Origin of the sequence: Paenibacillus ihbetae (assembly GCF_002741055.1) — a bacterium.
Lineage (GTDB): Bacteria > Bacillota > Bacilli > Paenibacillales > Paenibacillaceae > Paenibacillus_AQ > Paenibacillus_AQ ihbetae.
Genome location: NZ_CP016809.1, coordinates 3,347,328 through 3,360,634, shown reverse-complemented (window position 1 = coordinate 3,360,634; position 13,307 = coordinate 3,347,328). Strand labels below are relative to the sequence as shown.

The 13,307-nt window shown below is 52.1% G+C and carries 8 protein-coding genes; 5 read left to right on the top strand and 3 right to left on the bottom strand.

Translation table 11 applies throughout. From position 1 onward, the window contains the following. Positions 1–6: 6 nt before the first annotated feature. The 3 genes from BBD41_RS14985 to BBD41_RS14975 all read left to right on the top strand — a co-directional run bounded on the left by BBD41_RS14985 (position 7) and on the right by BBD41_RS14975 (position 4,440). Positions 7–678 carry a response regulator transcription factor gene (locus BBD41_RS14985; RefSeq protein ID WP_099478031.1) on the top strand — a complete coding sequence of 224 codons (672 nt, stop codon included), beginning with the start codon at positions 7–9 and terminating at the stop codon, positions 676–678. Positions 679–699: 21 nt separating this feature from the next. Next, a complete protein-coding gene (locus BBD41_RS14980) occupies positions 700–1,611 on the top strand; it encodes a sensor histidine kinase (RefSeq protein WP_099478030.1) in 912 nt (303 codons plus the stop codon). 189 nt (positions 1,612–1,800) lie between these two features. Continuing rightward, positions 1,801–4,440 carry a family 16 glycosylhydrolase gene (locus BBD41_RS14975; protein WP_099478029.1) on the top strand — a complete coding sequence of 880 codons (2,640 nt, stop codon included), beginning with the start codon at positions 1,801–1,803 and terminating at the stop codon, positions 4,438–4,440. Between the two features lie 138 nt (positions 4,441–4,578). Here BBD41_RS14975 and BBD41_RS14970 read toward each other — a convergent pair whose 3' ends face one another. Then, the gene (locus BBD41_RS14970; protein ID WP_099478028.1) at positions 4,579–6,699 is read right to left on the bottom strand and encodes a multicopper oxidase family protein; all 2,121 of its coding nucleotides are present in this window, start codon (positions 6,697–6,699) and stop codon (positions 4,579–4,581) included. A 224-nt stretch (positions 6,700–6,923) separates the two neighbouring features. Here BBD41_RS14970 and BBD41_RS14965 point away from each other — a divergent pair, with 224 nt between their 5' ends. Both BBD41_RS14965 and BBD41_RS14960 read left to right on the top strand, forming a co-directional pair. Then, a complete protein-coding gene (locus BBD41_RS14965; RefSeq protein ID WP_099478027.1) occupies positions 6,924–7,622 on the top strand; it encodes a response regulator in 699 nt (232 codons plus the stop codon). After that, complete coding sequence (locus BBD41_RS14960; RefSeq protein ID WP_099478026.1) at positions 7,612–8,949, top strand: sensor histidine kinase; 1,338 nt, start codon at positions 7,612–7,614, stop codon at positions 8,947–8,949. The genes BBD41_RS14965 and BBD41_RS14960 overlap by 11 nt, the downstream gene beginning before the upstream one ends. Positions 8,950–9,020: 71 nt before the next feature. Here BBD41_RS14960 and BBD41_RS14955 read toward each other — a convergent pair whose 3' ends face one another. Continuing rightward, positions 9,021–12,134, bottom strand: coding sequence for a hybrid sensor histidine kinase/response regulator (locus BBD41_RS14955; protein ID WP_099478025.1), 3,114 nt, complete (start codon positions 12,132–12,134; stop codon positions 9,021–9,023). A 66-nt stretch (positions 12,135–12,200) separates the two neighbouring features. Next, the gene (locus BBD41_RS14950; RefSeq protein ID WP_099478024.1) at positions 12,201–12,962 is read right to left on the bottom strand and encodes an AAC(3) family N-acetyltransferase; all 762 of its coding nucleotides are present in this window, start codon (positions 12,960–12,962) and stop codon (positions 12,201–12,203) included. Positions 12,963–13,307 lie beyond the last annotated feature (345 nt).

The window sequence follows — 13,307 nt, the reverse complement described above, 5'->3', positions numbered from 1 at the left end:
ATATGTATGCCAACGGTGTTAATTATTGAGGACGATACGGCCATTCATTCCCTCATCAAGGAAGCCTTGGAGCTGCATGGTTTTCACACGCAAAGCGCCTATTCAGGCACGGAAGGAAAACTATTGTTCGAACAACAGCAGGTCGATCTCGTTCTCCTGGATTTGATGCTGCCGGGGATGGATGGAGATGAATTTCTAGAGCAAATTCGGCTTAACTCAACGACTCCCGTGATTGTGATTTCCGCCAAAAATGACCAGCATTCGAAATTGGAGCTGTTGACAAGCGGAGCGGATGACTACATTACCAAGCCTTTCGACGTGAAGGAGCTGCTTGCACGAATTCACATCCAGCTTCGCCATGCAGCAAAGGCTTCATCCGGTCATTCGAATGAAATTCATTACAAGAATATCAGCATCAACTTAGACACGCGCGAAGTGAAAATCAATGACCGGGCGGTTCACCTAACGGGACGCGAGTACGCAATCCTGCTGCTATTCCTGGAGCATCCGCAAAAAGTATTCAGCCGAGCCAACATTTACGAAAGCGTGTGGAACGAGCCCTTTTTCGATAGCGATAAGACGATTAACATGCATATCAGCAATTTACGAAACAAGCTGAACCTGGATGACACGAATTACATTAAAACCGTATGGGGCATCGGCTTCAAATTTGATTAAAGGGAAAGGAGCGTGAATGGCATGTGGGGATGGATCTTTGTCTTCCTGGCCTTCGCGCTCCTTCTTTATATCTTCTTCTTAAAGCAGGAGCTGCGGAAATTGAAGCAGGAGATCCAAGAGATTCCGACGAACGCCAGTTATGGGTCGAGGCTATATGTCGATTTTCGTGAAAAGGCCATCATGGAGCTGGTCGATGAATTGAATCAGATGATCGATACATTTGAGGAGAAAAATCGGCAGGCTAAACGGATGGAGGAAAATGTGAAGTTATCCATTGCCGGGCTCTCTCATGATTTGCGGACCCCGCTCACGTCGATCCACGGCTATGTTCAGCTTTTCCACGCAGCCACAGATGAAACGAAGAAGGCGCAATACCTGAAGATCATTGAACACGCCGTGAAGCGTCTGATGGAAATGACCGACCACTTTTATGACCTGGCACGCATTGAAATGAACCAGAAAGAAATGGCGCTCTCTTCGATTTCTCTCTCCAACCTGGTTGAAGAAATCTTCTTGTCCTTCTATGAGCAATTCGAGGAAAAGCATATCGAGCTCCAATTTCCCGAACCAGTCCATGAAAGACCTACCATCATTGCAGACCCCTTATTGCTGACACGGGTGATTCAGAATATCGTTCAAAATATTCTTCGTTACGCCAATAGCCAGGCGGTTATCCGTTACCTTGAGGAAGACAATCATCTCATATTTAGCATTAAAAATGACATCAAGCCCGACAGTAAGGTTGCCATTGAAAAGGTATTTACGCGCTTCTATACCGAAGTCAGCAGCAGAACGAACACGGAATCCAGCGGGATCGGTCTGTATCTGTCCAAAAAGTTGGTCGAAAAAATGAATGGGAGCATGGATGCAGTGCTGCAGGATGGCTGGTTTATTCTGAACATCCACCTCCCCCTCAACCGAACCCAGATGTGAATGTGAACCATGAACCTTCTCCCTCCCCCCGAAGCCGGCAATCACCCGAAATAATGAGACCCTACCAAAAAAATTGTGCCTGTTCATCGGTTCATGATCTTCGATAGAATAAAGATGTTTACCGGTGTAAGCGTTTTCCGATAAACCCATGCACTGGAAGCAACCATCTATTATTAAGGGAGGGTATTTATGAAGCGATCTCACTATCACTCTACGGAAAGGCGGTTTAGGCGTAAGGGACTGAGCTTGTTCTTGGCGATCGTACTGCTGGTTAGCCTCGGTCTCATGCCGGCGTCGAAGGTTCAGGCAGCCGAAGAGGCTGGAACCACTATTACCTCGATGTCTTACTTTTCCGCGGCAGACGGACCGGTCATTACCAAATCAGGGGTTGGCCAGGCCAGCTATGGTTTTGTCATGCCGGTCTTCAACGGAGGCGCCGCCACCTGGAATGATGTTGCCCAAGACTTGGGAGTAAAGGTGAAGGTGAACGGCAGCTGGGTTGATATCGACAGTGTCGGCAGCTTTGTCTATAACCAGAACTGGGGGCACTGGAACGACGGCGGCTTTACCGGCTATTGGTTCACCCTCTCCGCAACCACGGAGATTCAGCTTTATTCCAAAGCGAATGGGGTGACGCTGGATTACAGGCTGGTCTTTCAAAACATCAACAAAACGACCATCACGGCGATGACCCCGACGCAAGGGCCGCAAATTACGGCAGGCTTTACGGGCGGTGCCGGCTTTACCTACCCGATCTTCAACAATGATCCAGCCATCACCTATGAAGCCGTCGCGGACGATTTAAAGGTGTATGTTAAGCCTGTAAACAGCAGTGAATGGATCGATATTGACAACAATGCCGCCAGTGGCTGGATCTATGATCAGAACTTCGGTCAGTTCACGGATGGAGGCGGCGGCTACTGGTTTAACGTCACGGAGTCGATCAACGTCAAGTTGGAATCGAAGACCTCTTCCGCTAACATCGTGTATACCATCACCTTTAACGAGCCTGTAAGAAATTCATATGTGCTTACGCCTTATGAAGGAACGACCTTTACAGCCGATGCGAGCGGCGCTATCGGGATTCCCCTGCCTAAGATTGATGGAAGTGCGCCAATCGGCACGGAGCTTGGCAATTTCGTATACCAGATTAACATCAACGGGCAGTGGGTGGATCTGGACAACTCAAGCCAGAGCGGATTTGTATACTCGGCGAACGGCTACAATAACATGTCCCCTGCCAATCAGTGGGGATATTGGGCCGATCATATCTACGGACTGTGGTTCCAGCCAATTCAGGAGGACATGCAGATCCGTATCGGCTATCCATTAAACGGGCAGGCAGGTGGAAGCGTGGGCAGCAATTACGTTAACTATACCTTGATCGGGAATCCCGATGCTCCTCGTCCGGATATCACCGATCAGGAGGATATTCCGATCGGAACGCCAAGCGATCCGACCATCCAAGGCATGAATCTGATCTGGCAGGATGAGTTTAACGGGACGACGCTGGATAACAGCAAATGGAATTATGAGACAGGGTATTATCTCAATGATGATCCGAATACCTGGGGTTGGGGCAACTCGGAGCTGCAGCACTACACCAATAGTGCGCAAAATGTTTTTGTACAGGACGGAAAGCTTAATATCAGAGCCTTGAACGAGCCAAAATCCTTCCCGCAGGATCCAAATCGGTATGCACAATACTCCTCCGGGAAGATCAACACCAAGGATCATTTTTCCCTCAAGTACGGGAGAGTCGACTTCCGCGCCAAGCTGCCAACCGGTAACGGCATCTGGCCTGCGCTCTGGATGCTTCCGCAGGATAATGTGTATGGAACATGGGCATCCTCGGGTGAGATCGATGTGATGGAAGCAAGAGGACGCTTGCCTGGCGTAACAAGCGGCGCCGTTCACTTCGGCGGGCAATGGCCGACGAACCGGCATCTTTCCGGCGAATACCACTTCCCGGAAGGTCAGACCTTCGCCAATGACTATCATGTCTATTCGGTTGTCTGGGAAGAGGACAATATTAAATGGTATGTGGACGGCAAATTCTTCTTTAAAGTGACCCGGGATCAATGGTATTCGGCAGCGGCGCCGAACAATCCGAACGCCCCGTTCGATCAGCCGTTCTACCTCATTATAAACCTGGCGATCGGCGGAACCTTCGACGGCGGCCGGACCCCGGATCCGTCCGATATCCCTGCAACGATGCAGGTGGACTATGTCCGGGTGTACAAAGAAGGGGACGGCGGCGGCCAGAATCCCGGGAACGTGCCCGTTACCAGCGTAACAGTCAATCCAAGCACGGCGCAGGTGGAAGTCGGGCAAAGCGTTCAATTAAACGCCAGTGTTGCGCCTTCCAATGCAACGAATAAGCAGGTAACGTGGTCGGTTGCGAGCGGTAGCACCGCATCCGTAAGCCCGAGCGGTCTCGTAACCGGGCTCGCTCCGGGCACGACAACCCTCACGGCGACAACCGCCGACGGCAATAAAACCGCCAGCTCCACGATCACCGTTGTGCCGCCTCCAGCCACCGTCATCGTCATTGGCGATGAGGTGAAGGGTCTGAAGAAAATCGGCGATGACCTGCTGTTCTATGTTAACGGCGCCACCTTTGCCGATTTGCACTATAAGGTCAACAACGGCGTGCAGCTGAACGTTGCCATGAACCCTACGGGGAACGGCAACTACACCTACCCTGTCAATAACCTGAAGCATGGGGATACGGTCGAGTATTTCTTTACCTATAACCCGGGGCAAGGAGCACTGGATACCCCTTGGCAGACGTATGTGCATGGGGTGACTCAGGGGACACCGGAATAAGCAAGTTTAGCATAGACAATACATTGGATTTGGGGAAACGTTTCTGCTCGGGTTTGTAGATAAGCCCCGCAAATCTCACGTAGCGTACTCGGAGGATTCTGTTACATGCAGAATCCTCTTCTCTATGAGTTCCATTCCCTAATCCGGTATATTTCCTGAGCGTGTTCCTACCTCATAAGAAGGAAGCACATGATCATACATGAGATGCAGCGTCATCCCGGTCGCCGCATGATCGAGGTTATGACAGTGGTCCATCCACATACCCGGGTTATCTGCGATAAATCCGACCTCATACGATTCACCTGGCAAGACATTTAACGTATCGGTCAGCCACGGCGTGGCCACCTTCTTGCCGTTCTTCTTCAACACCGTCATATGATGCCCGTGCAGATGCATCGGATGCTCGCCCAAGCTTCGATTCACGAACGTCGTTTTGACCCTGTCGCCCTCTTTGACGACGAAGGTTGGAACCCGGGGATACACCTCCCCGTTGATCGTCCATAGGAAATTAATCTGGCCGTTGTAAAATCCCATTCTGTTGCCGAGAATCATATGGAATTCCCGATCGAATGGGTCCGCTGCCGTAACCTCATTCATGACGGGCTTCCCGTAATCAGACGGGTCAAACTCGGCCGATTCGGGCTGAAAGACCGGTCTCTCTGGACGGCTCCCTGCATAAAACACGATGCCCGGATTGCTCTCGTTCTTGGCATCGCCGAGTTTCAAGAAGACCGGACGATCCGGCATCGTGAAGACCACGTCGTATCGGCCGCCGGCCCCGAGCCGAAAAGCCGTTTGGCCGGACAAGGGCTGGGGGGCTTGAATCCGCATGCCGTCAATACTGGTGATTCGGAATTCGGTACCTTGAAGGAGGAATTTCTCCGAATAGTTATACGCATTGATGATTCGCAGCTTCACGGTATCCCCCGGCTTCACCTGCTTCCACTGGAACTCATCTTGGTTTCCAAATGCTTTTAGGTATCCTCGGTCGGTTTCCCATCGATGGTTAATCAAGGTTATCTCTTCATCATAATCTTCCGTTTTCTGTTTCTGCTCGACGATCAGGGTACCGAACAGCCCTCGCACCACTTGCTCCGCCGCTTGCTGATGCGAGTGAAACCAGTAGGTTCCTTCCTGATTGGCCCGAAACTTGTAGGTGAACGATTGGCCGGGCTTCACGACATTTTGTGTCATGCCCGGCACGCCGTCCATCGCATTCGGCACGTTATAGCCATGCCAATGGATGGTGACGCCGCGATCGATATCTTGATTGACCAGCTTCACTTCAATCATTTCGCCTTGCTTCACCCTAAGCTCGGGAGCGATCTCTCCGTTATATGTCCAGGCATCAATGACTGCCCCGGAAGCGAGTGTCACCTTCTTCCGCTGGGCCACGAGCTCGAATCTCCGATCGGCGGGCTGCGAAATATCCCCTGTCAGCGAAGCTACTTCGACTTGGCTTGGATCTGCTGAAGCCGACGCATGATGGGCGTGATGCTGATGATTGGAGCTTCCCGACATAAGCGTAGGGGAGCCGCCTCCCTCGTCAATCCAGTCGTGATTCATCATGTCAGAGGCTTCCGGCAGCTTGGAGACCTGGACTCCGACCAGTACGTTGGCAACCAGAAGGGTTATAGCCACCATGGCCGTGAGCAGACCTGCCGATACAAAGCTTATAAGCCTGACACCAAACCCGCGCCGTAGTGGTTTCCCCTGCTTCAATCTCAAGTACCTTCTGTTTGCAAAAATCGCAGGCACGAGCAACAGGAGCGCAACCAGCAAGAAGCGGGAGCCGATCTGAGATAGGCTGGGCAGAACCGGTTGGACAAAGAACGTACTGAGCGCGGAGATGCCGGATACAAGCGCAGCCGCTAAAAAGGATATTGATATGGAAGGATGGGCCGCAGCTTCCCGTGCCGCTGGCGTCATCGGCTTTTCGCCGGAATTCCTGAAGCCTTTTAACCGAGGAAGAATGTCGCCCGCGATATACAGCTGAGGCACCAGCGTCAGCGGGATCAGCATTTTTACCGTCCCTTCGACAAACAACCAGCCGTCCTTGATAAACTGGAGGATAATCGCTCCGTACCAAGCAGTGCTAAGTACCAGGGCAGTACCAGCCACCCAGAACAGAAATGTGCTCCGTTGGTTCAAGATTTGGCTGGTCTTGGCGTAGGGGAGGGCCGCTGCCGCAATGGCGGCGATTCCCCACAGCAGGGTCATTATGACCGTAATGATGATGGTGAATATGGTTTCGAACATGGTGTTCACTCCTTGTAACCGGATGCTTCGATAACCTGCACGCCCGGTATCATTTTTCTTTAATGGATGATTTTTCACTCAAGTTTCCATCTGCCAAACGTTATCTTTGATGATCATATTACTAGCGAAATGTTGCGAACTTGTGGTGAAGGTATTTACAGATTGTGGAGGCAGCCCATATTCTTGAAGTAGCAATCAAAATGGATAGGTCTGGGGGTGTGGGAATGGGAATCAAAGTGCTGATCGTTGAGGATGAAGCGAAAATTGCGTCGCTTATGGAATCGTATCTTCAAGCCGAAGGATATGATTGCCTGACCGCGATGGACGGCAAAACCGCCCTGCAGCTGTATGCGCAGCATAAACCGGAGATTGTGATATTGGACTGGATGCTTCCGCAATTGAACGGGCTGGACACCTGCCGTCAGCTCAGACAGACAGGATCCCCCGGCATCATCATGGTTACGGCCAAGTCGGAGGAAGCCGACAAAATCGTGGGCCTCGAAATGGGCGCGGACGATTATCTGACAAAGCCCTTCAGCTTAAGGGAGCTGTCCGCACGCATCCGTTCCTTATTGCGGCGCATGAACCACACAGGAAATGACGGGGCCGGCGCTGTGCTTCGAAGAGGGGATCTGACGATTGATGAGAGCAGCCTGCAGGTGTTTATTGGCGATCAGGAGCTGCATCTCACACCGACCGAATTCAGGCTCTTGCACCTGCTGGCGTCAAAGCCGGGGCGGGTATACAGCCGCATGCAGCTGCTGCGGCATGCCTTCGAGGAGGAGTTCATCGTCGACGAACGGACGGTAGATTCGCACATCAGCAAGCTGCGGAAGAAGATGGAGAAGGTTGGCCGAACGGCCGATTATATTCAGACGGTATACGGCTTCGGCTATCGATTCGGAGCAGAACATGAAAATTAGAACCAGGCTGACCCTGTCGATGGGCGGATTGATCGTATTGATTATGCTTGTCCTGCTTGCCGTCACGCACGTGCAGTTTTATATCACCCGCGATTTGGCCTATCTGGAGGAGAAGGATGCCTTTGAAGCCTTGAGGAAGGAGTTTGTGCAATATTACCGGAGTCACGGGGATTCTTGGGAGGACGTAGGGAGCGCAAGCTTTGAATCCGTCGCCCCCTTCGTTGATATCGTGTTGTCCGCCGAAGAACAAATCTTATATCGGCAAGGAAGTTTAAGCGTAGATAAGCTCCGCGGCGACGGCTACATGCTGGCGCTTGATCAGGGGGACCAGAGGATCGGCAGACTGTACGTGATGAACGAGCGGCAGTCCAAAATCTACGAGTTCAAAACCATGTGGTACGGCATGCTGCCCAATATCGGGATCGCTTCGCTGCTGATCACCGGCATTGCCGCGCTGCTCATCATCCTGTTGTTGTCGTGGCGGCTGACAAGCCCTATACGCAAAATCATTAACGGGATCGAGGCCATCAAACAAGGCGGCGCACCCGTAATCTTACCCGCGCATCGTAAGGATGAATTCGGTGCGATTTCCAAGGCCCTTCTTGAGATGAGCGAATCGCTCGCAGAAGCGGAGCGTACCCGAAAACAGCTGATGTCCGACGTCGCCCATGAATTGAAAACCCCGCTGATGATCATCCAAGGGGAATTGGAGCTGGCGCACGAGACGGGCTCTCCCCTCACTACCGCCAAGCAAGCCTCGATTCTTGATGAAGTATTGCGGTTATCGCGATTGGTTCATGATGTGCTGGATCTGTCCCGGCTTGAGGCCGGCATGACAGAGATGCATCCTAAAGAGGAGAACCTGGTTGCGCTGCTGGAGGACTTACTGGCGAAAACCCGCTTCATGGCCGAGGATAAAGAAATCGAGCTGTCCCTGCATGCTGAAGAGCAGATGATCTCCGTCTCGGTGGAGAAATCCCGTATTCTTCAGGCGCTGTACAACATCCTGACGAATGCCGTGTACTATACGAAAGCAGGCGGACATATCCGCATCCATGCGGAAACGGTGCACCTGCCTGACCGGCAGCAGCGATACGCCCGAATCCGGGTTGAAGACAACGGCACCGGCATCTCCGAAGCGGATCTGCCCCATATCTTCGACCGATTCTATCGGGCGGACCATTCCCGGGCGCGCCCTGGCGGCGGAACCGGACTGGGGCTCGCGATTGCGCAGCACAATATCCTTGCTCATCAAGGCTTCATCGAGGTGGAAAGCGTGGTCGGCGAGGGCTCGGTGTTCACGATCTACTTGCCGCTTGAGGAATAGGGTCAAGAGGGACTTGGTGTACAATGAAAGCCGCAGCATCCGTGCTGCGGCTTTCATAAATGTAGGGAATATCACTTCGGCTTTGCCAAGAGGCGCGCACGGAAGGTTACCTCGGTGCCTTCTCCCAGCGTGCTCTTGATATGCAGTCCTGTTCCGAAGTGCCGTTTTAATCGCAGATCCGTATTGATTAACCCGACTCCGGCGTGTTCTGCGCGTCTATCCAGGAGCTGCTGCAATTGCGCTTCGTCCATTCCGACGCCATCGTCTTGAACGGTGATCGCGACGTCATCCGCCCGGACCGAGATCCGGATCCGGACCGTTCCCCCGCAGGATCGCTTCATGATCCCGTGTCTGATCGCATTTTCAACCAAAGGCTGGATCGAGAGGAACGGGATTTTTAACGGCTTGTGTTTATCGATCTCCCAAACAACCTGCAGCCGCTCCCCGAACCGGACCTGTTCAATATATAGATACGAGCGAACCATCTTGAGCTCCTCTTCGATCGGAACAAGCCCATCCGTATCCTGGAACCTGAATCGGCTCCGCAAAAAATGGCTGAACTCCTCAAGCAACCCCCGCATCTTATCCAAATCAATGCCGCTTAACGCCGTTATCGCATTTAAAGCATTGAATAAGAAATGAGGCTGAATTTGCGCCTGCAGCCATGCCGCCTCCAATCGCAGCTGCTCCCGAACCGTCTGCTTAATCGTTGTCAGCGCCTGAATCCGCGACCGGATTTCAATGGCTTCCACCGGCTTGGTCACATAATCGTTGGCTCCCGCCATAAAGCCGCTCTGGATATCATTCGGCTGGCTTCTTGCCGTAAGAAGCAATATAGGCAGCTCGGTGAGCGTAAACCGCTCCCGAATCCGCCTTGTCAGCTCATAACCGGACATCTGCGGCATCATGATATCGGTAATGACCAGATCCCATTCCTTCGTATCCAGGAGCGCCAACGCTTCTTTACCGCTCGTTGCCGTCGTGAGGTCATACTCACCCGGCGGCAGGATCGCTTCCAGCACCCGAAGATTGACAGGGTCATCATCAACGACTAACAGGAGCGGACGATGACGGCCCAATCCAGGCAAGGGTGCCGGCTCAGCCGGCAAGCCCCTGTGCTCTTGATCCATATCTGTCCAAGCCGTGTCCCGAACCGGCATCGACTGTAAGGCAATTGTTCCAAACGATGCATGAGCCTCCTCTTTCTCCACGTCTACCCCCGCCAACTCTAACGAAAATGTAAATGTCGAGCCTTTCCCTAATGCGGAGGACACCTCTAACGTCCCTCCATGCAGCTCGATCAATTGCTTGCTTATGCTTAAGCCTAATCCAAAGCCTCCCTCAACCATCGTCTCGCTCGCGCTTACCTGCTCATAAGGAAGAAATAAGCGCTCCAGCAGATCTTCATCCATTCCGATCCCCGTATCGGCAATGGTGATATAGGCTTTTCCATTCTCTACACGTGCTCGAACCGAGATCATGCCGTCGTTCGTGAATTTTACCGCATTATGAAGCAGATTGAACACGACCTGAATGACCCGGTTCTCATCGGCAATGACGGGAGGAAAATCGTCAGGGATCTGATTGACGATTTGAACCGATTTCATGTCCGCGTTCCATTGCAGCATATCCATGACGCCGGTCACGATCGGCTGAATCGCCACGGCCTTTTTCTGTAACCGCGGATTGCCTTCCCGCAGACTCATTCCATCCATCAGATCGTTTAATATCAGCGTCAGACGGCGCCCAACGGATAACACCGTTTCAAGCTCTTTAATGCTTCGATCCTGCAGTACATCCCGTTCCCTGCTCAACACCGATTGGGACATGTTAAGGATGCTGTGGAGCGGATTTTTGAATTCATGCGAGGTGTTGGCCAAAAATTGATCCTTATGCTCGTTCACCCGCTGCAGCGTTGCGGCAATCTCCTTGGTATGGGCATGCATGTTGAAATAATCCCGAAACCATACCGAAGCCAGGCATCCGATCGAAATGATCAGGTCAAACGGATAGTGGGTAATGCTGAGGCCGCTCTCCCGCCAGAATAAGGTCCACACGAAATGATGAACCAGCGCAAACATCGATAAGAGCTGCAGCAGATGGTTTTTGATATCCTTGAATACCTTTTTAAAAATGGCAGCGATCGCAACAACAGTTGCAACACAGCCCAATAAATAATAAACCGGGAAGAGTGTGATGATCTGATGGGGAGCCAGAAACAACGTAACGGCAGCCGTCCCCAGACTCGCTGCGGCATAGGCCGGATACACCCTTCTCCAATAAGGAAGCTCCCGATGCTCCGTACATTGGAGCAGCGCGTAGCAGCCGAGGATCGCCGTGGCATTCGCCAGCCGAAAATCCCAATCGCTGCCGATATAGAACAATTGGTGAAACAGCTTCTCATCGCTGCTCAAGACGCTGGGGAGCGTGACGCAGAGCGTCAGTAAGGAAAAATAAAGCAGTCTTTTCTCCCGGTTCCCCAGTAAGAACAAAATTAGCGCATAGACAGAATGCATAAGAAATATGACCGCTCCCAGCGTCTGCATCGATACGGAGAGCTTCATTTCCTGCGCTACGGCCTCCTCTGAGCCGAATTTAACCGATCTGGCAATGCCACCGCTTCGACTATCCACATAATTCGCCGCCTGAACCACCAGCTCGATGACCCCGTTCTCATCTGCCGTAAAGCTTGTGGAATACGGGAGGTTCTTCGCCGTATATTCTTCCTTTGTCTCCCCCACCTGACCCGATTTGGCAAGCAGCCGGCCGTTTACGTACACTTCCGATGCAGTCCGCACGCTGGGCAAGCGAACGCTATAATTCAAATCATTGTCCGGATTTACCAAAATACGCAGGCGATAGGACCCGAATCCATACGGGGTTCCCTCTTCACCTTCACGGTGTAAAGCTTCCTCCCATTGCCCCGGGACCTGAAGCAGCTTTGGCTCCGGACCGCTTGCACCATGCTGCTTGCGTTCCGACAACCACGCCGAGGGATAAAACTCCCACTCCCCATCAAGCAGCAGAACGCCGCTTTCTTCTGCATTCCAATGACGCAAATCCAATTGACCTTTCTTAATGGACACCTGCATTTGATGAGGGAGCAACTCCATCCATAACACGCGCAGGCCGGATAAAATGACTAATAACAATCCGATGAACAATACAATATGGCTCTTTTTCATAAATAACTTGGGGAGTCTTTTGCCAACAAATATCCCTCTCCTAATCCAATCTCTAATGCAGACGCGTCAATGATCCAAGGGATGGTTATCCGAGAACAAATCCGGATTGTTCTTCAGCATCGCCGTAATGACCTTCGCCACCGCAGCTGCATCACACACCCTTACAACGGCATCGCCAAGCTGCCCCTTGTGCATCGCGCCTTCACGTTCAAGGACCTCGTCGACCTTCCAGAAATGCTCCGACCACGGCAGCCCGCAATGTCTGCGGGAAGGCACCGCGATTTCCGTTCCATCCGGCAATACCGTGTACAGCTGCTCATGGTCATCCGTTAACCTCCCCGGGATGTCCACCCATTCCTCAACGCCATGAATAAAGGTGTTGCGCCTTAAATCAACCCCGACTAACAAAATGGTCGCCTTTCGGTCGAGCAGCTTCCCCCAGGCGGAGCCTCTGGCACAAGGCGTATCAAAGCGATGGTCGTCGCTTGTGAACGCTTCGGATTCCCGGCCCAATGCCGCTACCGAATGCGTGGGGTGCAGCGAACGCACCACGCCGGGCCGCTTGCGAAACAGCTCGGGCAGAATCCCGACGCAGGAAGGCGAACGGTCCACGTAAAACCTCGGATTTTCCGCATTGATGTAAGACCAAGTATGGGTAGGCAATACCAGCAGTCCATCCTTCATATATGCCGACAATGCATCCAATACCGTATCCGCGCCGCCCTCGACCGGCCCCATGCTTTTCATCGATGAATGAACCAGCAGCGTCCCCTGCCCGTCAATGCCCAGCTGCTCCAATTGCTCCATTAAGCTTTCTTTCGTGTGCATGTCCCTTCTCCTCCCGGATCCTATGAATAATATCCTATTGACGTTTCGATCTCTTCGCTGAACGATTCCTATAACAGGAATATAACATCCTTATTTGGGACCAGCCACCTATCCTTCTTAACGATCTTGTTACGCAGGTCATATTTAGAAATTCTTCAGAGACCCATGTTACGCTTAAAATAAAAACAGAAAAGGGCAGTGAGCTTGTAAGTGAACAAAAATTACTTCGAAGAGATGCGCAAATTCAGCCATGACGACGAAATGAGATACAAGCTATTGATCCAGGGAGTCAAACGGGTATTGGAAGAGCGTAAGCAGGGACGTCGTAAACTCACGCAGATTCTT